Here is a 23629-nt window from a genome sequence, read left to right on the forward strand (position 1 = left end):
GTTCTCTTTTACTTCGCCGCGTTATTCATAACCGCATTGAATTTATCAACCGGACAGAAGCCGTTCGCGTCCACCGGACAGCCCTTCAGCTCCAGCGTCACGCGCTGCGCGGGCGACTGCAATGACAGCACGCTGGCGTTTCGCAGCTGCTCCGCGCTCTGGTAAACATACTCAATTTTCATCAGCTCCTGATTGCCGTTTTTGTCGTGCCAGCGCTGGAAGACAATTTTGCCGCCAATCGGGGTCCGTTCCTGCTGGTCGTGCAGCTGATACGGCTTAAAGTCCAGCGCGGTGAGCAGTGAAGCGATGTTCGAATCGTGCCCTACCAGCAGGGTGATCTTCGGCGCTTTCGCCTGTTCGGTGACCAGCGTTTTATCGATATACTTCACCAGCGGTTTCGCCACGTTCTGCGCCACCTCGGTGGAGGTAAACAGCGAGTCCTGATAGCCGTTCTTCAGCTTCGACAGCACGCGCCACTGCTGGTCGGTCTTGATTTCACCCCACGCGACCTGGTCGGCCGGGAAGCCTTCGTAATACTGCAGCGTAAACGCGTCCACCAGCGAGTTACCCACCTTCAGCGGGCCGGATACGCCAGGCTCTTTTTCATAGTCGGCGCTGAAGGTATCTTTCGCGTCCGCCAGGGAGCAGACTTTTTTCTCTTTGCAGGATGGGGAATCGACGTAATTTGTCATCTGCTCCAGCAGCTTATAGCTTTCGCCAAGCTGCATTTTCTGCCGCTCGGTCTCCATCGCCTTCAGCGCTTTTTCGCGGAATTCCGGCGAGTTATCGGTAATCACCGGATTAAAGGTCGGATCCATGGTGCCCATTTTTTCCTGATGGTGCACGGGAACGTCGCACCCCGGGAACGCGCCGGTAATGAAGAACTGCGCGGTGGCGACGGTACGCTGCAGGCTGTTGGCGTAAGCATAGACGCTATCCGCCGCTGGGCACTCTCCCGTCTTCACCATCCCCTGCTCTGCCAGCCACTCGCGCATGTAATGGCCCATATAGACTTCCAGCACGCCGCCCTTGGTGGTGAGCTGACCGCCCGGCACGTCCCACTCCGGCCACTGCTTCGGCGTGGACTGCTCCAGCACGCTGCCGTTGTTGGCGAGCGGCGCGCGCAGGTTGTGACGGCTCATGATTAACACCTGCTGCAGCTGATAGCCTTCCGGCGTCTCCTGCGCCTGTGCGCCAAAGGTCATTGAAAGGGTACCTGCCACGGCCACTGCGAGTAGTGCTTTTCTCATCCCTCGTTCCTCACGCTTTTTTAATGTTCCGCTGAGTGTGACAGATTCGTGACAGTTTTTTCGGGAAGCATTTCTCAAACTGATGATTAACGTGCTTACGGTGGGCGCTAATTAGTTTTATAATAAAACCACACCCCACCGGAGACCTTACCGTGAAACGTACCCGCCTTGAAGAGAGCCCCTGCCCCGTCGCCCGTTCGCTGGATATCATCGGCGACTGGTGGTCGCTGCTGATCGTTCGCGACGCGCTGCGCGGGATTAAACGCTTCGGCGAGTTTCAGAAAAGCCTCGGTATCGCGAAAAACATGCTCACCTCGCGGCTGAAGCTGCTGGTCGACGAAGGTATCCTCCGGCTTCAGCCCGCCTCCGACGGCAGCGCCTGGCAGGAGTACGTTCTGACCGACAAGGGACGCGCGCTCCAGACGGTGCTGGTCGCCCTGTCCCAGTGGGGCAATGAATTTTTGTTCGCGGAAAACGAATGCGGCACCGTTCTCGTCGATAGCGAACAGCGCAAACCGCTGCGTAAACTGGCGCTTATCGCCGACGATGGGCGCGAGCTGACGCCTGAAGAGATCGTGGCTAAACTCCCCTCCTGATCGTTCCCAACGGCAAAAGCACAAAATGCTCAGTAAAATGGTTGCATTATAAAACCAAATAGCAGAGAGTTAATTCAGTTTCATATTGAAACCAAATAACCCACTTTGCCTTGAGGTAACACACGATGACTACGCAAATCACCACCGCCCTGATCACGGGCGCCTCTTCCGGGATCGGTGCCGTCTATGCCGATCGCCTGGCCGCGCGCGGCGCTAGCCTGGTCCTGGTCGCCCGCCGCGAGGATCGCCTGAAAGCCCTCGCCGCCGACCTGCGCGCGCGCTATGGCGTGGCCGTCGATATACTGGTGGCCGATCTCAGCGATGAAGCCGGGATCCGCGCCGTGGAAGAGGAACTGCGCCGCAATACCGCCATCGATACGCTGGTAAACAACGCGGGCACCGCGCAGATGGCGCCGTTCCTCGCGGGCGACGTGGCGCAGCATCAGGCCATCAACACCCTCAACACCACGGCGCTGATGCGTCTGACCTACGCCATCCTGCCCCGCCTGGCGAAGAATAATCGCGGGACGCTGATCAATATCGCCTCGGTGCTATCGCTTCATGTCCGTGCGGGCAGCGCGTTGTACAGCGCCACCAAAGCCTGGGTATTGAGCTTTACCCGCGGGCTACAGGAAGAATTTGCCGACAGCAGCGTGCGCATTCAGGCGGTGCTGCCCGCCGCTACCGCGACGGAGATCTGGAGCCATTCAGGGGTTACGGTGAACGATTTGCCGGAAGGGTCGGTGATGACCACCGACGATATGGTCGATGCGTCACTGGCGGGTCTGGATCAAGGCGAACAGATCACTATTCCGCCGATGCATGACGCCACCTTGTGGACTCGCTACGAAGCGGCGCGCCTTGAGCTGTTTAACAGCGCGCGCACCGGTATTCCGGCACCGCGCTACGTGAAGCAGTAGCTTAACGTTCGAGCTGGTCGCCGTACTCGCTCATCCAGGCGGCCAGCGGCGAGAGTGCGTCCTGCAGGGTTAACCCCAGCCCGGTTATCTGATACTCCACGCGCGGCGGGATCTCCGGGTAGACCGTCCGCGTCACCAGCCCGCGCTGCTCAAACAGGCGCAGCTGCTTCGTCAGCTCTTTCTGGGTGATGGGGGCAGCCGCACGCAGCAGATCGCCGAAGCGGACGGGCGTGTTGATCACAATCAGACGATAGAGGATCGGGATTGCCCATTTGCCGGAAATCAGGTTCACAAACTGCGTCATCGGGCAGGTATAGACCTCAGATTTTTTTTCACAGCACTCAGTCAGCATTTCCGCCATAGCACACCTCTTGCCTCTTTAGTATCCATTTGGTACCTGGTTTCCTTTCGATACTAACGTTTCTATAGTGCTTTCTCCAGTGACTTTTCAGGAGAAGAACATGGGTCGTTTAACAGATAAATATACGCTGATTACCGGCGGCACCAGCGGCATTGGTCTTGCCACCGCGCAGGCGTTTATCGCAGAAGGCGCGCGCGTCGCCGTGACCGGACGCAACCCGGACACCCTCGCCGAAGCAGAGCGCATTCTGGGCGATAAGGCCTGGGTGATCCCAACCGATGCGGGAGATATCACAGCGCAACGCGCGCTGGCGGCAACCCTCGCCGCCCGCTGGCCGCGCCTGGACGCGGTGTTTCTCAACGCAGGCGACGTGACGCACGCGCCGCTGGAAGCGTGGCAGGAAGAGGCCTGGGATCGTCTGATGGGCATCAACCTGAAGGGACCGTTCTTTTTAATTCAGGCGCTGCTGCCGCTGCTGAATAACCCGTCGTCGGTGATCCTCTGCGGCTCCGTGAGCGCCCGCATCGGCCTGCCCACCAGCAGCGTCTATGCCGCGAGCAAGGCCGCCCTGCTGTCGCTGGCGCGCACGCTGTCGGCGGAGCTGCTGCCGCGCGGGATCCGCGTCAACGGCCTGAGCCCCGGCCCGGTGGAAACCCCGGCGTTTACGAAAACGGGCTTAAGCGAAGAGACGCTTAACGCGATGATGGCGGACATCATCAAGCTGGTGCCGCTCGGCAGAATGGGCTCGACAACGGAGCTGGCGAAAGCCGCGCTCTATCTGGCGTCAGACGAGTCGAGCTACACGGTAGGAACAGAGCTGCTGGTGGACGGCGGAATGGGGAGTTTGTAAATCAAAAGGCGCTGATGCCGGTGACCGCGCCGACATACAGCGCCGCCCACGCGCAGGCGGAAAGCAGGCTGACGGCGTAAACTTTGACGGCGTTCAGCCTGAGCATCCCCGCTGCCAGCGGCACGACATAGCGCAACACCGCCAGAAAGCGCGACGTAAACAGTACGAAGACGCCGTTCTTTTGCAGCTGATGCTGAACCCGTAAAAACGTAGCGGCATGCTTCGACGTAAAGCGCGCGACCAGCCGGGTGTGCCCCATCAGCTGGCCGATATGGTAATTCAGCGCCGAACCGGCCGTTGCCCCCAGCACCACGGCGAGCCACGCCAGCGCGGGATGCATGCTCCCCTGGCTGACGCCGATGCCCGCCAGCAGCATCACCGAGGCGGGCGGCAGCACGGAGGAGATCAGCACCGTGGACTTGCTCAGCGCCATCACGAATAACAGCGCGAACAGATGTGCGGGATAATGCGCAAAATGATTCAGCAGATTATCAAACCACGCCATTTTTCTCCCCCCCGTTAATTAATCCTTCATTTAAAAGGAATAACCTTAAATAAACCCTCAACATTTTATTATTAAGATTTACCTAAACCTTTCTTAAACATTATTTAATTTTCTGAGCGGTAAATTTAAACAGGCGTATTATTCCTCACGTTTTACAACGATCTCGTTATGGCGAGGCTCCTGTACAAATACACGTTATCGCTCTGGTGGGTTCGAGAGAACCGGCACAGGGTAAAACAGGCACTGTCGAATCAAGGCTTTGTCAGTATAACTTCCCTTGCGGGATACGGTGTACAGTGCTGAACCCAGGACGTGGGGATCTCCTCTTCGACATGCCCTGTCTTGCTCGCCCCTGAGAGATATTATTATTCAAAGGGAATTCACTATGTCTTACGCTATTCACAACCAAAACCTGGCATTCAACGACAGCGCGGTTGCGCAATATATGAATACCGATTTTATCGTCCTCGACGTTTCATTATGCGTGGCGCTGGCGCGCGAGCAATTCTTCGAAAAATTAAAAGACGATGATATTCCGTCGCATATTTTTATTGAAGACCATGGACGCCTGGCGGGCATGATTGCGGTGCGCAAATTATTGCAGGTCACGGATACCGTGCAGCCAATTAAAAGCCTGATGATTTCTCAGTTTTTGCAGGTCAAACCGGAAGATGAACGCGCTGATGTCGCCGGGCTTCTGGCCCACGGCGAGGCGGACGTCGTGCCGGTTGTGACCCACGGCAAGCTCGTCGGCTGCCTGACCGAGCGCGAAATTGCCCATCTGCTGGAAGATGACGTCACCGAAGACGCCCAGCTCCAGGGGGCGACGCTGCCGCTGGAGAAGCCCTATCTGGAAACCAGCGCCTTCAGCCTGTGGAAGAAACGCTCCGTCTGGCTGCTGCTGCTGTTTGTCGCGGAAGCCTACACCAGCTCGGTGATCCAGCACTTTGAAGAGGCGCTGGAGTCCGCCATCGCGCTGGCGTTCTTTATTCCGTTGCTGATCGGCACGGGCGGGAACAGCGGAACGCAGATCACCTCCACGCTGGTGCGCGCCATGGCGCTGGGTGAAGTGCATCTGCGCGACGTGGGCCGCGTGCTGCGCAAAGAGATGACCACCTCGCTGATGATTGCCGTCACGCTCGGTATTGCCGGGTGCATCCGCGCCTGGATGATGGGTATCGGGCTGGAAATCACGCTTATCGTTAGCCTGACGCTGGTATGCATTACGCTCTGGAGCGCGATTGTGTCGTCAGTGATCCCGATGGTGCTCAAGCGCTGCGGCATTGACCCGGCGGTCGTCTCCGCGCCGTTTATCGCGACGCTTATCGACGGTACCGGGCTAATTATCTACTTCAAGATCGCGCAGTATACGCTGGGGCTGGAGTAGCGCGTTCCGCCAGCTGAATCACCGCACGCGAAAACGCCTCAATCGCCAGCGCGACATCCTCAGCCATCACCGATTCCGCCGGGTGGTGGCTGACACCGCCCCTGCAGCGCACGAACAGCATGCCCACCGGCCAGCGTTCCGCGATGGCAATCGCATCGTGGCCCGCGCCGCTGGGCAGCGACAGCGAGCGCCCCTGTACCGATTTGATGGCCTCCCCCAGCACGTTCTGCAGGTGGAGATCGCACGGCGTGGCGGCAATGCGGTAAAACTCCTCGGCGCTAAACGCCAGCCCGCGGCGCGATGCGATCGCCCGGGCATGTTCCAGCAGATCGTTGAGCAACCTGTCCAGCGGTGCATCCTGCGGGCCGCGAATATCGAGCGAGAGCTGAACCTCGCCGGGGATCACGTTCACCGCCCCCGGCAGGCAGCGCAGCTCACCAACCGTCGCCACCAGGTTGCCGCCCTGCTGTCGGGTCGCGTTTTCAATGATGACCATCCACTCGGCGGCGGCGGCAAGGGCGTCCCTGCGGTGGTGCATCGGCACGGTTCCCGCGTGCCCGGCCTCGCCGGTGAAGCGGCAGTTCAGACGACGGGCGCCGTTGATGGCCTCCACCACGCCAAGCGCGAGCGCCTCCTGCTCAAGGCACGGCCCCTGCTCAATATGCAGCTCCAGATAGGCGCTGAAATCTTCCTGACGGCGCGCGGCATTCGACACGCGGGCGGGATCGAGCCCCGCCTGGGTCATCGCCTGCGCCACGCTGATGCCGCTGGCATCGGCTTTTTCCAGCCAGCCCTGCGGCCAGGTGCCCGTCAGCCCCCGGCTGCCTAACAGCGTAATGCCGAAGCGGGTGCCCTCTTCATCGCAAAAGCCGACAATCTCGATGGCCTGTGCCAGACGCACGCCCTGCTGGTGCAGGCTGTCCACCACTTCAATGGCGGTGAGCACCCCGAGCATGCCGTCGTAGCGTCCCGCGTTGCGCACGGTATCCAGATGCGATCCGAGCAGTACCGCCTGCGCCCCTTCCTGCGCGCCCTCATAGCGGCCGCAGATGTTGCCCACGCTGTCCTGCCAGACGGTCATTCCCGCCAGGCTCATCCACTGCCCCACCAGCTGGTTGGCCTGCAGATGCTGCGTGGAGAGGTAGACCCGGGTCAGCGCATCCGGGGTTTCGCTGATGGCGGCCAGCGCGTCGGCGCGGGCCATCACCCGTTCTGCCGCCGGGCTCATTGCGGCGTCTCGCGGCGATAGTGGTCCCACGCGGCCTGCATCGCCGCACCCTGCGTGGTGGTGAATTTCAGGTAGTTCAGCACCGACTCCAGCGCGCTCAGGGTGGTCATCACGCAGTCCTTGCGCGCGTTGTAGCCCATGGTGCCGATGCGCCACACTTTGCCGTGCAGCGGGCCAAACGAGGTGCCGATTTCAATCCCGAAATCCTCCAGCATCAGCTTACGCACCTGGTCGCCGTTGATGCCCTGCGGAATAACCACGCCCAACACGTTGTTCATCTTGTGCTTCAGGTCGCCGAAGGTCTCCAGCCCCATCGCCTGAATGCCCTTCAGCAGCGCGTCGCCGTGCAGCCTGTGGCGGGCAATGCCGTTATCCAGCCCTTCCTGCAGGATCAGACGCGCGCACTCGCGGGCGCCAAACAGCGCGGTGGTGGCTTCGGTATGGTGGTTGAGGCGCTCCGGCCCCCAGTAGTCCATCACCATGCCGAGATCGAAATAGTTGGAGTAGATCATCTCCTCGTCGCCGTCGCGGTGGGCGTCGGTGCGTATGCCCTCCTCAACGCATTTACGGCGGCGGATCGCCTCCTCCATGCGTGGGCTGAGTGTGATCGGCGAGGTGCCCGACGGGCCGCCGAGGCACTTCTGCATTCCGGCCGAGACGGCATCCAGCCCCCAGGCGTCGGTCTCCAGCGCGTTACCCCCGAGCGACGCGGTGGCGTCGGTGTAGAACAGCACGTCGTAGCGGCGGCAGATGGCCCCGAGCTCGGCGAGCGGCTGCAGCATGGTGGTAGATGTGTCGCCCTGCACGGTCAGCAGCAGGCGCGGACGAATGCGCTTAATCGCGTCCTCGACCTGGTCCGGGGTGAACACCTCGCCCCACGGCACCTCGATGGTATGCACCTCCGCGCGGCAGCGGCGGGCAATTTCGCACAGCAGGTGTCCAAAGCGGCCAAAGACCGGCACCAGCACTTTGTCTCCGGGGCGGATGGCGGAGACCAGAATGGCTTCAATCCCCGCGCGGGAGGTGCCGTCCACCAGCATCGTCCAGCGGTTCTCGGTGCGGAACACCCCGCGGTAGAGCGCCATCACCTCATTCATGTAGTGGGTCATGGCCGGATCGTACTGGCCGATCAGCTGGCTCGACATGGCGCGCAGCACGCGCGGGTCGGCGTTGATCGGCCCCGGCCCCATCAGCAGGCGCTGGGGCGGGTTAATTTGCGGAAAGCGTGCGATATCCATTTGTCAGTCCTTATCAGTTGAGGCCGCGCACGGAGGAGATGAACTGCTTCAGTTCCGTGGTCTGCGGGTTGGCGAACAGCGTTTTGCTGTCGCCCTGCTCCCAGACTTTCCCCTGGTGCATAAACACCACGCGGTCGCCCACTTCGCGGGCAAAATTCATTTCATGGGTCACGAGGATCAGGGTCATCCCCTCCGCCGCCAGCTGCTCCAGCACCTTGAGCACTTCGCCCACCAGCTCCGGGTCGAGCGCGGAGGTGATCTCGTCGCAGAGTAAAACCTTAGGCGACATCGCCAGCGCGCGGGCAATCGCCACGCGCTGCTGCTGGCCGCCGGAGAGGCTCGACGGGTAGTAATCCAGACGATCGCCAAGCCCCACTTTCTCCAGCATGCGCTGAGCCAGCTCGCGGCATTCGGCGGCGCTTTTCTTCAGCACCCGACGCGGGGCGAGCATCACGTTCTCCAGCGCCGTCATGTGCGGGAACAGGTTGAAGCTCTGGAACACCATCCCGACCGAGCGGCTGATTTCACGCGCCTGAGAGTCCCGGTCGGTAATGGTCATGCCGCCCAGCTTGATGCTCCCGTCCTGATACCCTTCCAGGCCGTTGATACAGCGCAGCAGCGTGCTTTTGCCCGAACCGCTGCGCCCGATAATGGAGATCACCTGGCCCATGTCGATATCCAGATCGACGCCCTTGAGCACGTGGTTATCGCCGTAGTACTTCTGCACCTGATTAATGGTGATGAGAGGCATTGAATTTCGTCTCCAGATAGCGGCTGTAGCGCGACAGCGGATAACACAGAATAAAGTAGCCGAGCGCCACCAGCGCAAAGACCTTAAACGGCTGATAGGTCACGTTGGTCAGCATGGTCCCGGCCTTGGTCAGCTCGATGAAGCCGATAATCGACGCCAGCGCGGTGCCTTTGATCACCTGCACGGCAAAGCCGACCGTCGGGGCGATGCCGATGCGCAGCGCCTGCGGGGCGACCACGCGAAACAGGGTCTGGCCGAAGGTCAGCCCCAGACAGCGCGAGGCTTCCCACTGCCCCTTCGGCAGGGCGCGAATGCTTCCGTACCAGATATCGAGCAAAAACGCGCTGGTGTAAAACGTCAGCGCCAGCGAGGCGGCGGTCCACGGCGAGACGTCGATGCCGAACAGCGCCACGCCGAAGAAGGCCAGGAACAGCTGCATCAGCAGCGGGGTGCCCTGAAACAGCTCGATATAGCCGCGGATGATGCGCTTCACCGTGCGCCCGCCCGTCAGGCGCAGCAGCAGGAGCGGCAGCGTTACCGCCGCCCCGCCGACAAACGCCACCAGCGACAGCAGCACCGTCCAGCGTCCGGCCAGCAGCAGGTTGCGAATAATGTCCCAGTCGGTAAAGGTGGTCATCATGCCTGCACCCCCAGCCATTTACGTCCTGCCGCCATCATCAGCTGGCGCAGGGTAATCGACAGCGCTAAGTAAATCCCGGTTGTCACCAGATAGACCTCAAAGCTCAAAAACGTTCTGGACTGGATCAGGTTGGCGGCGAAGGTCAGTTCTTCATACGAGACCTGCGACACCACCGACGAGCCGAGCATTACGATGATGCACTGGCTCACCAGCGCCGGATAAATGCGCTGCAGCGCGGGCGGCAGCACCACGCGAATAAACGTCTGCAGACGGGTCAGCCCCAGCACGCGCCCGGCCTCCCACTGCCCTTTCGGCGTGACCTGAATGCCCGCGCGGATTATCTCGGTGCTGTACGCGCCCAGGTTCACCACCATTGCCAGCAGCGCCGCTTCCCCCGCCGTCATCTTCAGGCCAAGATTCGGCAGGCCGAAGACGATGAAAAACAGCTGCACCACGAACGGCGTGTTGCGGATGATTTCCACGTACGCGCCCCAGATCCGGCTGAACCAGGTGGCGCGTCCGCTGCGGATCGCCGCCCCGAAAATCCCGATTGCCAGCCCGCCGACGGTCGCCATTACCGTCAGATGAATGGTGACCCACAGCCCCGCCAGCAGCTCCGGCCAGTGCGGCCAGAGGGCTGAAAAATCAAGTTGCTCCGTCATCGGCTCAGGCGCCAAGGTTTGCCGGCAGCGGGGCCTTCAGCCATTGCTCGGACAGGCCGTTCAGCGTGCCGTCCTTGATGCCCTGCTCAATCAGCGCATCCACTTTTGCCTTCAGGGCCGGTTCGTTTTTCTTCAGGCCAATAAAGCACGGCGAATCTTTCAGCATAAAGCTCGGCACCGGGGCTTTATCCGCGTTCTGGCGCGAAATGGCCGCCACCACGAGGTTGCCGGTCGCCACGTACTGCACCTGACCGGAGAGGTAGGCGGAGAGCGTGGTGTTGTTGTCTTCGTAACGTTTCACGTTGGCGTCTTTTGGCGCCAGGCCGGTCAGCACCATGTCCTCCACCGCCCCGCGCGTCACGCCGATGGTTTTCCCGCTCAGCGCGGCGGCGTCCTTCAGCTCGGCCCCTTTCGGGCCAAACACGCCGAGGAAGAACGGCGCGTAGGCGCGGCTGAAGTCGATCACCTTCTCGCGCTCCGGGTTTTTACCGAGGCTGGAAATGACCAGATCCACCTTATCGGTTTGCAGGTACGGCACGCGGTTGGCGCTGGTCACCGGCACCAGCTGAAGCTTGAGCTTCATCTGTTTCGCCAGATAGCGCGCCATATCGATGTCGTAGCCCTGCGGCTGCAGATCGGTCCCCACCGAGCCAAACGGCGGGAAGTCCTGCGGAACGGCAATGCGGATAGTGCCGCGCTTCTCGATATCCTGAAGCTGGTCAGCCTTTGCCGGCAGCTGAGTGAAGAGACAGGCGGCCCCGGCCAGTGCAATTAACAGTTTTTTCATGGTGCTTCCCCGTAACGTTAACATGAAACAAAAGATTCTTTGAATGTGATTTTGCAACTAATGTGCCAGATAAGGCGAAGCGGGGAATATTCTTTTAAAGCCTGATAAAACGAGGACGGGCCAAAAAAACCTGCGTTTTCCCTACCCGTCTACTGCACCATTTTAATGCAAAGCACCAGCCTGATGCCCCATTATCGTTGTTCCAGCTCGTCCAACTGCTGGTAAAGGGAGGCAATTTCGTGAATGCGCGGACGGCCTTTATCGAGAATTTCATGCAGGAAGGCGTTTGCCAGAAGGTTGATCAGGCTGTTGACCGAGGAGTAACTGTCGTAGGCCGAGACGCTGTCCAGCGGGGCGCAAAGCTGCCAGCTCGCCAGCGGAAACAGGCTGTGGGCCTGCGGCTCGCACATCAGCAGCACCGGAATACCGCTACTCTGAAGCTGCTGCATCAGCGGGCGGATGATGCGCGGGCGGCGGCGAAAGGCCATCATCACCACCAGATCGTCCGGCGTTAAGTCCACCAGCTCCTCGCTCAGGCTCTGCCCCGGCTGTGGCAGGACCAGCACCTGACCGCGCGCCTGCAGCAGCTGCTGACGCAGGTGCAGCGCCGCCGGATAGGCGTTACGCATGCCGATAATCACGATGCGCCGCGCCTTCACCATGCAGGCCATGGCGTCGGCAAACTGCTGCGCGTCAAGGGCATTGACCCACTGGGTCAGGTTCGCCATCTCCTGCTTGTAGTGGCGCGCCAGCAGCGTATTGCCCTGCACCGCATCGCGGTTATCGGTGAGCGGCATCCCGCTCTGGCGCAGGGTGCGCAGCTCGTCGCGCATATCTTTATATTTCTCATAGCCCAGACGCTTAAACAGGCGGCTCACCGTGGCTTTCGACACCCCGCTCAGCTGCGCCAGCTCGGCGCTGTTGTAGCTAATCAGGTCGTCAAAATGGTCGAATATAAAATCCGCCACCCGCTGCTCCTGCGGCGACAGCGACGGGTACTGTGCTTTCAGACGTTCATCCAGTTGTTCCATAGCGCCTCTGTAACTTTTGTTTCATCACATTATGCCATTCTTTAATACGTATTCATTATACGTGCCAGTTTACTGAAACTTTTCTCTCAGAACTGGAACAGCTTTTGCAGCGCCTTGTAACTTTCAGGGTTACGAGGACTTCTCATGCAAAGCAATGTCTCCACGCACGGCATGGCCGTTGCGCCCCACCACCTTGCCAGCCAGAGCGCGCTGGCGGTCCTGCGCGAAGGCGGCAGCGCGATTGAAGCGATGGTCGCGGCGGCGGCCACCATCGCCGTGGTTTACCCGCACATGAACGGGCTGGGCGGCGATGGCTTCTGGCTTATCGTGCCGCCGGAAGGCGACCCCATCGCCATTGACGCCAGCGGCGCGGCGGGATCGCGGGCAACGCTTGCCGCCTACGACGGCCTTACGCACATTCCCCATCGCGGACCGCTGGCGGCGCTGACCGTTGCCGGTACGGTGAGCGGCTGGGACGAGGCGCTGAAGGTCTCGCGCGAGATGACCGGCAAGTCGCTGCCGCTGGCCCGCCTGCTGGGCGACGCCATCGACTATGCGCAGAAAGGCACGCCGGTCACGGCCTCACAGGCCCATGCCACGGCCAGTAAATTCGACGAACTGAAGGCCATCCCCGGCTTCGCGGAAACCTGGCTGGTGGACGGTAAGCCGCCGCAGGTCGGAAGCCGTTTTTACCAGCCCGCCATGGCCACAACCCTGACGCGCCTGGTAGAGGACGGTCTGGACAGCTTTTATCGCGGCCCGCTGGCGGACGTGCTGGCGCACGGCATGGAGACGCTGGGCCTGCCCGTGACGCTGGCCGATCTTAACGCGCACGTTGCCCGGCGCACCGCGCCGCTGAAGCTGCAGCATCAGCAGGGGGAGATCTTTAACCACGCCCCGCCGACGCAGGGGCTGGTCTCGCTGGCGATACTCGGCATCACCGACCGCCTGAATATGGCGGAGGCCGACGACGCGGACACCATTCACCGCATCGTTGAAGCCACAAAGCTGGCCTTTGGCCTGCGCGATGCCCACATCACCGACCCGCGCGAGCTGAAAACCGATATTCAGGGTCTGCTGGATCCCGCCGCCCTGCAGGCGCTTGCCGACAGGGTTGACGACGGCCGCGCCGCGCCGTGGGGCACCGGAAAAGGGCCCGGCGATACGGTGTGGATGGGGGTGATGGATAACAGCGGGCTTGCCGTGTCGTTTATCCAGAGCATTTATCACGAGTTCGGCAGCGGCGTGGTGCTGCCCGATACCGGCATCGTCTGGCAGAACCGGGGGGCGTCGTTCAGCCTCGACCCCGCTCATCTGCTGGCCCTCGCGCCGGGCAAACAGCCTTTCCATACCCTGAACCCGGCGGCGGCGCGTCTTAAGGACGGGCGCGTGATGGTCTACGGATCGATGGGCGGTGACGGACAGCCGCAAACCCAGGCCACGCTCTTTACCCGCTACGTGGTTCAGGGCGTGCCGTTGCAGGAAAGCATTTCCCGCCCGCGCTGGCTGCTGGGACGCACCTGGGGACAAACCTCAGACACCTTAAAACTGGAAGGACGCTTTAGCGCTGAGACGGTCGCTCAGCTTCGCGGGCGGGGGCACGAGGTGGAAATGTTCCCCGACTTTAGCGAAGCGATGGGCCACGCGGGCGCGATTGTCCGCCACCCCAACGGGCTGTTTGAAGGGGCGTTTGACCCGCGCAGCAACGGCGCGGCCGCCGGATTCTGAGGAGAAAATAATGACGACACAACAACCCGACTGGCCAGCGTACCTGGCGCACATGGAGTCCGTGCTCGGCGTGACGCTGGACGATGCCCGCCGCGCCGAGCTGCAATTACAATTCAGCCGCATTGCCGGCATGGCCGCCCCGCTGATGGCGCTGCCGCTCGACGACCGTCTGGAGATCGCAGGAGTGTATAAAGCATGACGCTACACGAGATGAGTATCAGCGACATTCAACAGGCGCTGAGCGCGGGCGAGCTGAGCGCCCATGAGATTGCCCGCCAGACGCTGGAGGCGATTGCGCGCGTTAATCCGCAGATCAACGCCTGGACCACCGTGACGGAAGCACGCATGCTCGCCGAGGCCGAGAACATCGACACCCTGCGCCGCGAAAAGCGCCCCCTGCCCCCGCTGGCGGGCGTGCCCTACGCGGTAAAAAACCTGTTCGACGTTGCCGGACATACCACCCTCGCGGGCGCAGAGCTGTTCAGCCAGCGCCCCGCCGCGGCCGCTGACAGCTTCGCGGTGCGCCAGCTGCGCAGCGCGGGCGGGCTGCTGTCCGGGATGGTGAATATGGACGCCTACGCCTACGGCTTTACCACCGAGAACAGCCACTACGGCGCGACGCGTAACCCGCACGACCTGACGCGCATTGCGGGCGGCTCCTCCGGCGGTTCAGCCGCCGCCGTGGCCGCCGGGCTGGTGCACTTTTCGCTCGGCACCGACACCAACGGGTCGATTCGCGTCCCGGCCTCCCTGTGCGGCATCTACGGCCTGAAGCCCACCTTCGGCCGCCTGTCGCGATCCGGTAGCCATCCGTTTGTCGCGAGCCTGGATCATATCGGCCCCTTTGCCCGCCGGGTGTGCGACCTGGCGTCCGCGTACGACGCGCTGCAGGGCCGGGACGGCAGCGACGGTTTTCAGGCAGAGAGCTCGCGCGAGCAGACGCGCCCCCTGCTCGATCGCGGCCTTGACGGCCTGCGCTGCGCGGTGCTCGGCGGCTACTTCACAACCTGGTGCGATGCAGACGCCAGAGACGCCGTGGCGCGGGTGGCGAAGGCGCTCGACGTGCAGGATGAATTACAGTTCCCGGACGCCGAGCTGGCGCGCTCCGCGGCGTTTATCATCAGCGCCTCTGAAGGGGGAAATCAGTACCTGCCCGCGCTTCGCCGCGAGCCCGAGCGCTTTGAGCCGCACTCCCGTGAACGCCTGCTGGCAGGCGCGATGATCCCCTCCGCCTGGTATATTCAGGCCCAGCGGTTCCGCGCGCAGGCGCGGCAGGCGTTTCACGCGCTGTTTGCCCAGGCCGACGTGCTGATCGCCCCCGCGACGCCGCGCAGCGCCACGCGGATCGGCGAACAAACCATGGAGATTAACGGTCAGCCGCTCCCCATCCGCGCCAGCATGGGGATGCTGACCCAGCCAATTTCATTTTTGGGCCTGCCCGTGACCACCGTTCCGCTGCGCACCGCTCATGGCGCGCCGATTGGCCTGCAGCTGATTGCCGCGCCGTTTAACGAGCAGGCCTGCCTGCGCGTCGCGCGCGTGCTGGAAGAGAGCGGCATCACCGATGCCCGTCCGGCGGAGGTTGCAGCATGATAAATCATGATGACATTAACCTGCCGTGGGTGGTGGCCGAGGTGACCACCGCGTTTTATCGCTACGAAGACGCGCTGGTGAGCAACAACATTGCCGTGCTGGACGAGCTGTTCTGGCACGACAAAAACACGGTGCGTCTGGGAGCGGGTGAAAACCTGTACGGGATCGATGAAATCCGCGCCTTTAGGGCGGCGCGCCCGACTGCCGGATTGCAGCGGACGCTGCGCCACACCGTGATTACCACCTTCGGGGAGGATTATGCCGTGTGCAGCACCGAGTTTACCCGCCAGGGCACGGAACGTATTGGCCGCCAGCAGCAGACGTGGGTGCGGTTTGCGTTTGGGTGGCGCATTGTTGCGGCGCAGGTGAGTTTGATGACATAGGCCGGGTAAGGCGCAGCCGCCACCCGGCAAAACACCGCACACTTACTTCTGAAACGGATGCATCTCCCGCCAGTGGTCGGCAATCTGCTGGCGGGTACAGACCCACACCCGCTCGTGCTGCTGCACGTAATCCAGAAACCGCTGCAGCGCGCGAAAACGCCCCGGCCGCCCCAGCAGGCGGCAGTGCATGCCGATGGACATCATCTTCGGCGCGCTTTCCCCCTCCTCGTACAGCACGTCAAAGCTGTCCTTCAGGTAGGTATAAAACTGCTCGGCGGTGTTAAACCCCTGCGCGGTCGCAAAGCGCATATCGTTCGCATCCAGCGTATAGGGCACGATCAGGTGCGGTTTGCGGGTGCCGTCGCCGCAGCCCACTTCCGTCCAGAAGGGCAGGTCGTCGCCGTAGTAGTCGCTGTCGTAGTCGAAGCCGCCGTGCTCCACCACCAGCTGGCGGGTATTGGGGCTGTCGCGCCCGGTGTACCAGCCCGTTGGCGGCTTGCCGAACAGGTCGGTCAGCACGTGCACCGCCTTATGCAGGTGTTCGCGCTCCTGGCTGATGTCCATGTTCTGGTAGTGGATCCAGCGCCAGCCGTGGCTGACCACGTCGTAATCCGCCGCCCTGATCGCCTCAACGATCTCCGGGTGACGCGCCAGCGCCATCGCCACGCCAAAGACCGTCAGCGGCAGGCCGCGCTTTTGAAATTCACTGTGGATCCGCCAGAACCCGGCGCGGCTGCCGTATTCGTAGAGGGAGTCCATCGACATGTGTTTGTCCGGATAGCTGGCCGCGCCGATGATGTCCGACAGGAACTGCTCGGATCCGGCATCGCCGTGCAGAACGTGGTTTTCCGCGCCCTCTTCGTAATTGAGCACGAACTGCACGGCGATGCGCGCCTGATTCGGCCACCGCGCGTGCGGCGGGTTGCCCGCGTAGCCGTGCAGATCGCGCGGGTAATCCTGTTCAAAAAGCCCCATTGCCACCCCCAAAAATTAAAATGGATTCAGTGCCTGAAAATGTCCGCTTAACGCTTTTTTCTCCGGGAAGGCCAGATCCCCGTGCTTGCTGGTCGAGAGCCCCAGCGCCACCAGCGACTCCACCATCTTCACCGCCGCGCTGACGCCGTCGATAACCGGCACGCGCAGCTCGCGGGTCAGCTCGTGCGCCAGGGTCGCCATGCCGCCGCAGCCCAGCACGATGGCGCCGCAGCCGTCCTCCTTCAGCGCCTGTATACAGCGCGCGCGCACCTTCTCCTGCGCCAGACCGCTGCCGTCTTCCAGCGCCAGCACCGGGAGATCGATGGCGTGCAGCGCCGCGCACTTGTCCTGAAAGCCGTACTGGTGCAGCAGATGGCGGGCAATAATCAGCGTGCGCGGCAGCGTGGTGACCACCGAAAAGCGCGTCGCCACCAGCGTCGCCATATGCATGGCGGCTTCCGCAATGCCGACTACCGGCCCCTGCGCCAGCTCGCGCGCCGCCAGCAGGCCCGGATCGCCAAAGCAGGCGATGACGTGACCGTGCACGCCCTGCTCTCTCCCGAGCCTGACCTGTTCGAGTACCCCCACGGCGGCGATGGCTTCATCAAAGTGGCCCTCGATAGACGGCACGCCCGCGCTGGGGCAGACCGCGAGGATCTCCGTGCCCGGCGCCGCCACCGCGCGGGCCGCCGCGCCGATGGTTTCCGTAATCGCGAGGCTGGTGTTGGGGTTAATGACTTGTATACAGACAGATGACATTACGACTCCTTGTGGCCGGCAAACAGCCGGGCAAAATCAGGCAGGCACTCGCCCGCCCGCTCGAAGCAGAGGCTGGCAACGATATGTTCAAAATGGTGCATTAGGGCATCGCTCAGCGGCTGCAGCGCCTTCTGACGCAGCAGATCCACCAGCTGTTCGTGGTCGTTGCAGCGGCAGCCCTGGCGCCACGGCGCGCCCCAGGTAGCAATCACCAGCGAGGAGCGCTGGCTCAGGCCTGTCACCATCTCCGTCAGCACCTGGTTGCCGGAGATGGCCTGCAGCTGAATGTGGAAATTGGCGGAGTGGCGAATTGCCGCCGGGCCGTCGTACGCCTCGTGCGCCTGCTGCTCCTGGCGAATAATGGCCTCCAGCGCGGCAAGGTGCGGCGGCTGGCAGCGGGCAAGCACGTCCGGCAGGTTGGCGACCTCCAGCAGGGCGCGGGTGCGGAAGATGTGCCGCGCCTCTTCGACCGTCGGGCTGGCAACGTGTGCACCACGCTTGGGCGTTAAGGTGACCATTTGCACAGCGGCGAGTCGCTGAAGCACCTTGCGAATGCCCGTGCGGCTCACGCCAAACACCTCGGCCAGCGCCTCTTCCGGCAATTTGCTTCCCGGCAGCAGCTGATGCTCGACAATCGCGGTCATCAGCGCCTGAAAGATCGATTCGTCTTTGTCATGCAGGTCTGGCGCGGTCTGCAGGGCGTTTACGATGTTCATTTACCACTCCATCTTTTACCTTTCGTTAGCGAATCGTATACATAAAAATAAAATATTGCATACAAGATTTATTATTTTGGCCTGGATCCTGCAATACCGTTTGCACTCCCACTCAACGGGTTTTCATTAACAGGAGCAGGATTCATGCCAAACAGTCAAAACGCACAGCAGGGTACGGCCGCTGATTCCGGTGCGGTTTACAGCCCACGTCTTTGCAATGAGGATCTGGCACCAACGCGTGACCAGAACTGGAGCTGGTACAACATCTTTTCTTTCTGGATGTCGGACGTTCACAGCATGGGGGGTTACGTTGTTGCCGCGAGCTTCTTTACGCTCGGGCTGGCAAGCTGGCAGGTGCTGCTCTGCCTGCTGGTGGGGATCTGCATTGTGCAGCTGTGCGCCAACCTGGTCGCAAAACCGAGCCAGATGGCGGGCGTGCCCTACGCGGTGATCAGCCGCCAGGCGTTTGGCGTCTTCGGGGCCAATATTCCGGCGGTGATCCGCGGGCTTATCGCCTTTGCGTGGTACGGCATCCAGACCTGGCTTGCCGCCAACGCCCTGATGCTGGTAGTGCTTAAGTTCTGGCCTTCTCTGGCGAGCCTTACCACCGGTGCCTTCCTGGGCCTGTCGCCGCTGGGCTGGATCTGCTTTGCTATCATGTGGGTCCTTCAGGCGATGGTCTTCTGGCACGGCATGAGCGCCATCAAGCGCTTTATTGATATCGCCGGTCCGGCGGTCTATGTGGTGATGCTGGCCCTCGCGGGCTGGATTGTATACAAGACCGGCTTTGACGGGATCTCCTTTACCCTCGCCAGCAAATCCCTGAGCGCGGGCGAGCAGACCTGGCAGATGATCACCGCGACCGCGCTGGTGGTCTCCTACTTCTCCGGCCCGCTGCTCAACTTTGGCGACTTCTCCCGCTACGGCAAAAGCATGGGCGAGATCCGTCGCGGCAACCGCTGGGGGCTGCCGTTTAACTTCCTGCTGTTCTCCATCGTCACCGTGGTGATTGTCTCCGGCACCCAGTCGCTGTTTGGCCGCATGATCACCGACCCGATCGAAACCGTCAGCCGCGTGGGTAACGATCTGGCCGTGGCGATTGGCCTGCTGACCATGATCACCGCCACCATCGGGATCAATATCGTCGCGAACTTTGTCTCACCGGCGTTTGATTTCTCTAACTGCTCGCCGCAGAAGATCAGCTTCCGCACCGGGGGGATGATTGCCGCCGTCGGCTCGATCCTGCTCACCCCGTGGAACCTGTTCAATTCGCCGGAGCTTATCCACTACACCCTGGACGTGCTTGGGGCGTTTATCGGGCCGCTGTTCGGCATTCTGATTGCCGATTTCTACCTGATTAAGCGCGGCAAGGTGTCGGTAGACGATCTGTTCGACGACACGCCAAAGGGCAAATACTGGTACCGCAACGGCTTTAACCCGAAGGCCATTGGCGCGCTGATCCCGTCCGTTGCCGTGGGGCTGGTGATTGGCTTTATCCCGGCCCTGCATGAGGTGGCAAACTTCAGCTGGTTTATCGGCGTCTTCCTCGGCGGCGTGACCTACCGCTGGCTGGCGCGGGAAGAGCGCGAGACTGCAGGCGCGGCCTCGTTCAGCTCCCGCGTGGCAACGCAAAAAGAGTAACCCCCTCCCTCCGGCCGCAGTTTATCTGCGGCCCGTTCAATCTGGCACCGTTCTTGCTGAGCCTTTTCACCCCGCTACGCAAACACTAAGGCAGGACCCACGATGGAATACCAGACTGCGATACGCGGTGCATTTTTCGATATCGCCCAGGTCTGCGACAGCGCAGACGCGATCGCCCAACACGCGCGCTACCTTGAGGACGGGCTGCTGTTTATCCAGAACGGTAAAATTCTGGCGCACACGGCGTGGCAGGAGGGCGAGCAGTATCTTGCCCCTCATAAAGGCTACACCGACCTGCGCGGCAGGCTGCTGCTGCCCGGTTTTGTCGACACCCACGTCCATTATCCGCAAACGGAGATGATCGGCGCCTTTGGCGAACAGCTGCTTGAGTGGCTAACCACCTACACCTTCCCGGTGGAGAGCCAGTTTGCCGATGAAGCCTACGCGAAGGAGATCGCCGAATTTTTCATTAACCAGCTGGTGAGTAACGGCACCACCACCGCGCTGGTGTTTTGCACGCTGCATCCGGAATCGGTCGAGGCGCTGTTTACCGAGGCCCTGCGCCTCAACATGCGCCTTATCGCCGGGAAGGTGATGATGGACCGGCACGCGCCGGACTACCTGAGCGAAGACGCAAAGCAGAGCTACCGGCAGACGCGGGAGCTGATCCAGCGCTGGCATCAACGGGGGCGGCTGGGGTATGCCATTACGCCGCGCTTTGCCCCAACGTCCTCACCCGAGCTGCTCGCCGCGGTCAGCCTGCTCAGAGAGGAGTTCCCGGATACCTGGCTGCAGACCCATCTCAGCGAAAACCCAAACGAAGTGGCCTGGGTGAACGATCTCTGGCCGGAGCACGAGCGCTATCTGGACGTGTATCACCACTACGGCCTGACCGGCGAGCGCAGCGTGTTTGCCCACGCGATTCATCTCCACCACAGCGAGTGGCAGTGCCTGCACGACACCGGTTCGGCGGTGGCGTTTTGCCCCACCTCGAACCTGTTTCTCGGCAGCGGGCTGTTTCGCCTGCCCGCCTGCTGGCAGCACAGGGTGCGGATGGGCATCGGCACCGACGTCGGCGCGGGCACCACCTTCAGCATGCTGCGCACCCTGGGAGAAGCCTACAAGGTCGGCCAGCTTCAGAGCTACCGCCTGCGCGCCAGCGAGGCGTTTTATCACGCCACGCTGGGCGGCGCGCACGCCCTCAGGCTGGACGACAAGATTGGCAACTTCGCCCCCGGCAAAGAGGCGGATTTTGTGGTTATCGATCCTGACGTGACGCCGCTGCAGCGCCTGCGCAATCGCCGCTATAAGGATATCTACGAGCAGCTTTTCGTGCTGATGACCCTGGGCGACGAGCGCAACATCAGCGAGACCTGGGTCAACGGCGAGCGGGTGTGGTCAACTGCCCCGGTAGGTTGACCACCCGCCGGGCGCAATCACAAACGGCAGATGGAAGTGCTCGTCTGCCGTTTCTCCCGTCACAAAATCAATTTGCGCGCAGGGGTAGATCGTCTCCCGGCCGGTTTCGTGAAACCACGCGCCGATCTCCGCCACCAGCCGATAGCGGCCTGCGGGCAGAGACGAAACGAACGCGGCAATGCGCCCCTGCGCGTTGGTCACGCCCATGGCCAGCGTGTTCCCGTCCTGCTGCAGATGGACCGTCACGCCCTCTGCGGGTTTGCCCGTCGAAATATCGAGAATATGGGTGCTGAGCGTGCTCATTCGCTAATTACTCCTTCCAGCCGCAGCAGCGTAATCTCCCGCAGCTGTTCCAGCGCCGTCTGCACTTCCTGCGCGTCGCTGTTCTCCAGCCGCGCGTTCAGTATCTGTAAAATGTCCTCGCCGCTGCGGCCCTTCGCGCGGATCAGAAACACCCGCCCGAAGCGGGCCTCGTAGTGGGCGTTGCCCTCGCGCAGCGCCTGCGCAAGCGCCGCGTCCCGGTCATTCACCGCGCCCTGCTCCTGACGCGACAGCGCCGCCTCCGCCTGTGCACCCGCGGGCTTTTCGCCGATGCGCGGGTGGGCGCTCAGGGCTTGCGCTAACGCCGCCTCATCCCAGCGCTGCATCAGCGCCTGCGCCGCGATCGTCAATTCACTCCGGCTCGGGTAAGGCCGACCGCATACCAGCACCTCAGCCCAGCCGGGGAGCGCCACGCAGGGATGGAGCAGCGCGAGAGCCTCTTTCTCAGGAAGATGATTGAAGTCGTGCAGAGCGATCATGGTGTCTCCTTTATTGTCATCCTCCGGGTTGTTGCACAAACCGCGCCACTCTTGTGGCCGGTGTGAAACAGTCGATTCTGTATGGCTGAACAGGAAATTATTGATTCATAAAAAGGCATGTTCACCGCGTTTGCGCACCTTAGCAGTGCAAACCCACCTCCCACAACGCTGTTTTCGCCACTCTGCAGCCTGGTACGCAAATTGCTGAATGTTTTTACACCCTGCAAAAGGAGAGAAGCATGAAAGCAATCGTCATTGGCGCGGGTATTGGCGGCCTGAGCGCCGCCGTCGCGCTAAAGAAAGCGGGCATCGACTGTACCGTGTTCGAAGCCGTAAAAGAGATCCGGCCCGTCGGGGCGGCCATCTCCATCTGGCCTAACGGCGTGAAATGTATGCAGCACCTCGGCATGGGCGACATTATCGAGACCTGGGGCGGTCCGATGCGTTTTATGGCCTACAAGGATTACCGGCGCGGCGACACCCTGACCCGCTTTAGCCTTGCCCCGCTGGTTGAGCGTACCGGCGGGCGTCCCTGCCCCGTCTCGCGCGCTGAACTCCAGCGCGAAATGCTGGACTTCTGGGGGCGCGACAGGGTGCAGTTCGGCAAGCGCGTGGAACACGTTCATGAAGACGACGCGGGCGTGAGCGTGACCTTTACCGACGGCACCACGGCAGCCGGGGATTTCCTGATTGCCGCAGACGGCAGCCACTCGGCGGTTCGCCCGTATGTGCTGGGCTATACCCCGGAGCGCCGCTACGCCGGCTACGTGAACTGGAACGGGCTGGTGAAAATTGACGAAGAGATTGCCCCGGCGCACCAGTGGACCACCTTCGTTGGCGAGGGCAAACGCGTCTCGCTGATGCCCGTCTCCGGCGGACGCTTCTACTTCTTTTTTGACGTGCCGCTGCCCGCAGGCCTGGCGGAGGATCGCACCACCCTGCGCGCCGATCTCACGGGCTACTTCCGCGGCTGGGCACCGCCGGTGCAGAAGCTTATCGCCGCGCTGGATCCCGATACCACCAACCGCATTGAAATCCATGACATCGAGCCGTTCGACAGCCTGGTGCGCGGCAGCGTCGCGCTGCTCGGCGATGCCGGACACAGCACCACGCCGGATATCGGCCAGGGCGGCTGCGCGGCCATGGAGGACGCCGTGGTGCTGGGCGAATGCCTGCGTGAAAACCACAACATTACGCTGGCGCTGCGGCAGTACGAAGCCCTGCGCTGCGACCGTGTGCGTGACCTGGTGCTGAAGGCGCGTAAACGCTGCGACGTCACCCACGGGAAAGACATGGCGTTGACGCAGGCCTGGTATCAGGAGCTCAAAGAGGAGACCGGAGAGCGCATTATCAACGGTCTGTGCGAGACCATTCAGGGCGGCCCGTTAGGCTGAACAAGAGGGACAACG

Annotated in this window: 25 protein-coding genes, 1 pseudogene and 1 riboswitch; of the genes and pseudogenes, 11 read left to right on the forward strand and 15 right to left on the reverse strand. The window is 61.9% G+C overall.

All coding sequences use genetic code 11. The features are described 5' to 3' along the window. Positions 1–8 precede the first annotated feature (8 nt). Entirely contained in the window at positions 9–1250 is a 1242-nt protein-coding gene (agp, locus tag OSH03_RS04115) for a bifunctional glucose-1-phosphatase/inositol phosphatase (protein WP_266178332.1), read from the reverse strand. 152 nt (positions 1251–1402) lie between these two features. Here agp and OSH03_RS04120 point away from each other — a divergent pair, with 152 nt between their 5' ends. After that, positions 1403–1846, forward strand: coding sequence for a winged helix-turn-helix transcriptional regulator (locus OSH03_RS04120; RefSeq protein ID WP_266178333.1), 444 nt, complete (start codon positions 1403–1405; stop codon positions 1844–1846). 125 nt (positions 1847–1971) lie between these two features. Then, a complete protein-coding gene (locus OSH03_RS04125; RefSeq protein ID WP_266178334.1) occupies positions 1972–2766 on the forward strand; it encodes an SDR family NAD(P)-dependent oxidoreductase in 795 nt (264 codons plus the stop codon). Position 2767: 1 nt separating this feature from the next. Here the strand turns inward: OSH03_RS04125 and OSH03_RS04130 are convergent, their stop codons facing one another. Beyond that, on the reverse strand, positions 2768–3127 hold the full coding sequence (locus OSH03_RS04130; protein ID WP_061098630.1) for a winged helix-turn-helix transcriptional regulator: 360 nt from the start codon (positions 3125–3127) through the stop codon (positions 2768–2770). A 100-nt stretch (positions 3128–3227) separates the two neighbouring features. Between OSH03_RS04130 and OSH03_RS04135 the strand changes: the two genes are divergently transcribed. Beyond that, complete coding sequence (locus OSH03_RS04135; RefSeq protein WP_266178335.1) at positions 3228–3977, forward strand: SDR family oxidoreductase; 750 nt, start codon at positions 3228–3230, stop codon at positions 3975–3977. A 1-nt stretch (position 3978) separates the two neighbouring features. Here OSH03_RS04135 and OSH03_RS04140 read toward each other — a convergent pair whose 3' ends face one another. Beyond that, complete coding sequence (locus tag OSH03_RS04140; RefSeq protein WP_266178336.1) at positions 3979–4482, reverse strand: DedA family protein; 504 nt, start codon at positions 4480–4482, stop codon at positions 3979–3981. Positions 4483–4637: 155 nt separating this feature from the next. Then, positions 4638–4807, forward strand: a riboswitch (M-box (ykoK) riboswitch). A gap of 60 nt (positions 4808–4867) precedes the next feature. On the opposite strand from OSH03_RS04140, the gene OSH03_RS04145 reads away from it, so the two are divergent. Next, positions 4868–5869, forward strand: a complete 1002-nt coding sequence (locus tag OSH03_RS04145) for a magnesium transporter (protein WP_061098633.1) — start codon at positions 4868–4870, stop codon at positions 5867–5869. On the opposite strand, the gene hpxK is transcribed toward OSH03_RS04145, so the two are convergent. From hpxK to hpxU, 7 genes are all read right to left on the reverse strand, one after another. After that, complete coding sequence (gene hpxK / locus OSH03_RS04150) at positions 5835–7097, reverse strand: allantoate amidohydrolase (protein ID WP_266178337.1); 1263 nt, start codon at positions 7095–7097, stop codon at positions 5835–5837. The two genes, OSH03_RS04145 and hpxK, sit on opposite strands and share 35 nt — an antisense overlap. Beyond that, positions 7094–8335 (reverse strand): pyridoxal-phosphate-dependent aminotransferase family protein, encoded by a 1242-nt coding sequence (locus OSH03_RS04155; protein WP_266178338.1) that lies wholly within the window; start codon positions 8333–8335, stop codon positions 7094–7096. The genes hpxK and OSH03_RS04155 overlap by 4 nt, the downstream gene beginning before the upstream one ends. A gap of 13 nt (positions 8336–8348) precedes the next feature. Continuing rightward, positions 8349–9086 carry an amino acid ABC transporter ATP-binding protein gene (locus OSH03_RS04160; RefSeq protein ID WP_008499843.1) on the reverse strand — a complete coding sequence of 246 codons (738 nt, stop codon included), beginning with the start codon at positions 9084–9086 and terminating at the stop codon, positions 8349–8351. Continuing rightward, entirely contained in the window at positions 9067–9723 is a 657-nt protein-coding gene (locus OSH03_RS04165) for an amino acid ABC transporter permease (RefSeq protein WP_080328162.1), read from the reverse strand. The genes OSH03_RS04160 and OSH03_RS04165 overlap by 20 nt, the downstream gene beginning before the upstream one ends. After that, positions 9723–10388, reverse strand: coding sequence for an amino acid ABC transporter permease (locus OSH03_RS04170; RefSeq protein WP_266178339.1), 666 nt, complete (start codon positions 10386–10388; stop codon positions 9723–9725). Before OSH03_RS04170 ends, OSH03_RS04165 begins: the two co-directional genes overlap by 1 nt. A gap of 4 nt (positions 10389–10392) precedes the next feature. Next, positions 10393–11175, reverse strand: coding sequence for a transporter substrate-binding domain-containing protein (locus tag OSH03_RS04175; protein WP_041910577.1), 783 nt, complete (start codon positions 11173–11175; stop codon positions 10393–10395). A gap of 191 nt (positions 11176–11366) precedes the next feature. Continuing rightward, complete coding sequence (gene hpxU, locus OSH03_RS04180) at positions 11367–12206, reverse strand: MurR/RpiR family transcriptional regulator HpxU (protein ID WP_047346836.1); 840 nt, start codon at positions 12204–12206, stop codon at positions 11367–11369. A gap of 144 nt (positions 12207–12350) precedes the next feature. Between hpxU and hpxW the strand changes: the two genes are divergently transcribed. Genes hpxW through hpxZ form a run of 4 tightly spaced genes read left to right on the forward strand, consistent with a single transcriptional unit; the run spans position 12351 to position 15910 of the window. Beyond that, positions 12351–13934, forward strand: a complete 1584-nt coding sequence (gene hpxW, locus OSH03_RS04185) for an oxamate amidohydrolase (RefSeq protein WP_266178340.1) — start codon at positions 12351–12353, stop codon at positions 13932–13934. A gap of 10 nt (positions 13935–13944) precedes the next feature. Beyond that, positions 13945–14133 (forward strand): oxalurate catabolism protein HpxX, encoded by a 189-nt coding sequence (gene hpxX / locus OSH03_RS04190; protein WP_266178341.1) that lies wholly within the window; start codon positions 13945–13947, stop codon positions 14131–14133. Continuing rightward, on the forward strand, positions 14130–15527 hold the full coding sequence (locus OSH03_RS04195) for an AtzE family amidohydrolase (RefSeq protein WP_266178342.1): 1398 nt from the start codon (positions 14130–14132) through the stop codon (positions 15525–15527). The genes hpxX and OSH03_RS04195 overlap by 4 nt, the downstream gene beginning before the upstream one ends. Then, on the forward strand, positions 15524–15910 hold the full coding sequence (hpxZ, locus tag OSH03_RS04200) for an oxalurate catabolism protein HpxZ (RefSeq protein WP_266178343.1): 387 nt from the start codon (positions 15524–15526) through the stop codon (positions 15908–15910). The genes OSH03_RS04195 and hpxZ overlap by 4 nt, the downstream gene beginning before the upstream one ends. Positions 15911–15952: 42 nt before the next feature. Here the strand turns inward: hpxZ and puuE are convergent, their stop codons facing one another. The 3 genes and pseudogenes from puuE to OSH03_RS04215 all read right to left on the reverse strand — a co-directional run bounded on the left by puuE (position 15953) and on the right by OSH03_RS04215 (position 18360). Then, entirely contained in the window at positions 15953–16852 is a 900-nt protein-coding gene (puuE, locus tag OSH03_RS04205) for an allantoinase PuuE (RefSeq protein WP_266178636.1), read from the reverse strand. Then, positions 16773–17644 (reverse strand): annotated as a pseudogene (locus tag OSH03_RS04210) (aspartate/glutamate racemase family protein); the annotation flags it as partial. The gene puuE and the pseudogene OSH03_RS04210, both read right to left, overlap by 80 nt. Further along, a complete protein-coding gene (locus OSH03_RS04215; RefSeq protein ID WP_266178344.1) occupies positions 17644–18360 on the reverse strand; it encodes a GntR family transcriptional regulator in 717 nt (238 codons plus the stop codon). The gene OSH03_RS04215 and the pseudogene OSH03_RS04210, both read right to left, overlap by 1 nt. A 144-nt stretch (positions 18361–18504) precedes the next feature. Here OSH03_RS04215 and OSH03_RS04220 point away from each other — a divergent pair, with 144 nt between their 5' ends. Both OSH03_RS04220 and guaD read left to right on the forward strand, forming a co-directional pair. Then, positions 18505–20001: an NCS1 family nucleobase:cation symporter-1 gene (locus tag OSH03_RS04220; protein WP_151412853.1), complete on the forward strand. Its 1497-nt coding sequence runs from the start codon at positions 18505–18507 to the stop codon at positions 19999–20001. A 102-nt stretch (positions 20002–20103) separates the two neighbouring features. After that, complete coding sequence (guaD, locus tag OSH03_RS04225; protein WP_266178345.1) at positions 20104–21420, forward strand: guanine deaminase; 1317 nt, start codon at positions 20104–20106, stop codon at positions 21418–21420. On the opposite strand, the gene uraH is transcribed toward guaD, so the two are convergent. Then, entirely contained in the window at positions 21400–21723 is a 324-nt protein-coding gene (uraH, locus tag OSH03_RS04230) for a hydroxyisourate hydrolase (protein ID WP_266178346.1), read from the reverse strand. The two genes, guaD and uraH, sit on opposite strands and share 21 nt — an antisense overlap. After that, entirely contained in the window at positions 21720–22220 is a 501-nt protein-coding gene (uraD, locus tag OSH03_RS04235; RefSeq protein WP_266178347.1) for a 2-oxo-4-hydroxy-4-carboxy-5-ureidoimidazoline decarboxylase, read from the reverse strand. Before uraD ends, uraH begins: the two co-directional genes overlap by 4 nt. A 239-nt stretch (positions 22221–22459) precedes the next feature. Between uraD and hpxO the strand changes: the two genes are divergently transcribed. Further along, on the forward strand, positions 22460–23614 hold the full coding sequence (gene hpxO / locus OSH03_RS04240; protein ID WP_266178348.1) for an FAD-dependent urate hydroxylase HpxO: 1155 nt from the start codon (positions 22460–22462) through the stop codon (positions 23612–23614). Positions 23615–23629 lie beyond the last annotated feature (15 nt).

It is taken from the genome of Enterobacter nematophilus, assembly GCF_026344075.1.
Taxonomy (GTDB): Bacteria; Pseudomonadota; Gammaproteobacteria; order Enterobacterales; family Enterobacteriaceae; genus Enterobacter; species Enterobacter nematophilus.

Bases quoted from the DNA above. Each gene is read 5' to 3' on its own strand.
- agp (WP_266178332.1), bottom strand. From the start codon at position 1,250: ATGAGAAAAGCACTACTCGCAGTGGCCGTGGCAGGTACCCTTTCAATG.
- OSH03_RS04175 (WP_041910577.1), bottom strand. From the start codon at position 11,175: ATGAAAAAACTGTTAATTGCACTGGCCGGGGCCGCCTGTCTCTTCACT.
- OSH03_RS04125 (WP_266178334.1), top strand. From the start codon at position 1,972: ATGACTACGCAAATCACCACCGCCCTGATCACGGGCGCCTCTTCCGGG.
- OSH03_RS04195 (WP_266178342.1), top strand. From the start codon at position 14,130: ATGACGCTACACGAGATGAGTATCAGCGACATTCAACAGGCGCTGAGC.
- OSH03_RS04215 (WP_266178344.1), bottom strand. From the start codon at position 18,360: ATGAACATCGTAAACGCCCTGCAGACCGCGCCAGACCTGCATGACAAA.
- hpxO (WP_266178348.1), top strand. From the start codon at position 22,460: ATGAAAGCAATCGTCATTGGCGCGGGTATTGGCGGCCTGAGCGCCGCC.
- OSH03_RS04135 (WP_266178335.1), top strand. From the start codon at position 3,228: ATGGGTCGTTTAACAGATAAATATACGCTGATTACCGGCGGCACCAGC.
- hpxX (WP_266178341.1), top strand. From the start codon at position 13,945: ATGACGACACAACAACCCGACTGGCCAGCGTACCTGGCGCACATGGAG.
- guaD (WP_266178345.1), top strand. From the start codon at position 20,104: ATGGAATACCAGACTGCGATACGCGGTGCATTTTTCGATATCGCCCAG.
- uraD (WP_266178347.1), bottom strand. From the start codon at position 22,220: ATGATCGCTCTGCACGACTTCAATCATCTTCCTGAGAAAGAGGCTCTC.
- OSH03_RS04155 (WP_266178338.1), bottom strand. From the start codon at position 8,335: ATGGATATCGCACGCTTTCCGCAAATTAACCCGCCCCAGCGCCTGCTG.
- OSH03_RS04130 (WP_061098630.1), bottom strand. From the start codon at position 3,127: ATGGCGGAAATGCTGACTGAGTGCTGTGAAAAAAAATCTGAGGTCTAT.
- hpxW (WP_266178340.1), top strand. From the start codon at position 12,351: ATGCAAAGCAATGTCTCCACGCACGGCATGGCCGTTGCGCCCCACCAC.
- hpxK (WP_266178337.1), bottom strand. From the start codon at position 7,097: ATGAGCCCGGCGGCAGAACGGGTGATGGCCCGCGCCGACGCGCTGGCC.
- OSH03_RS04140 (WP_266178336.1), bottom strand. From the start codon at position 4,482: ATGGCGTGGTTTGATAATCTGCTGAATCATTTTGCGCATTATCCCGCA.
- OSH03_RS04220 (WP_151412853.1), top strand. From the start codon at position 18,505: ATGCCAAACAGTCAAAACGCACAGCAGGGTACGGCCGCTGATTCCGGT.
- OSH03_RS04165 (WP_080328162.1), bottom strand. From the start codon at position 9,723: ATGACCACCTTTACCGACTGGGACATTATTCGCAACCTGCTGCTGGCC.
- hpxZ (WP_266178343.1), top strand. From the start codon at position 15,524: ATGATAAATCATGATGACATTAACCTGCCGTGGGTGGTGGCCGAGGTG.
- OSH03_RS04170 (WP_266178339.1), bottom strand. From the start codon at position 10,388: ATGACGGAGCAACTTGATTTTTCAGCCCTCTGGCCGCACTGGCCGGAG.
- uraH (WP_266178346.1), bottom strand. From the start codon at position 21,723: ATGAGCACGCTCAGCACCCATATTCTCGATATTTCGACGGGCAAACCC.
- OSH03_RS04160 (WP_008499843.1), bottom strand. From the start codon at position 9,086: ATGCCTCTCATCACCATTAATCAGGTGCAGAAGTACTACGGCGATAAC.
- OSH03_RS04145 (WP_061098633.1), top strand. From the start codon at position 4,868: ATGTCTTACGCTATTCACAACCAAAACCTGGCATTCAACGACAGCGCG.
- hpxU (WP_047346836.1), bottom strand. From the start codon at position 12,206: ATGGAACAACTGGATGAACGTCTGAAAGCACAGTACCCGTCGCTGTCG.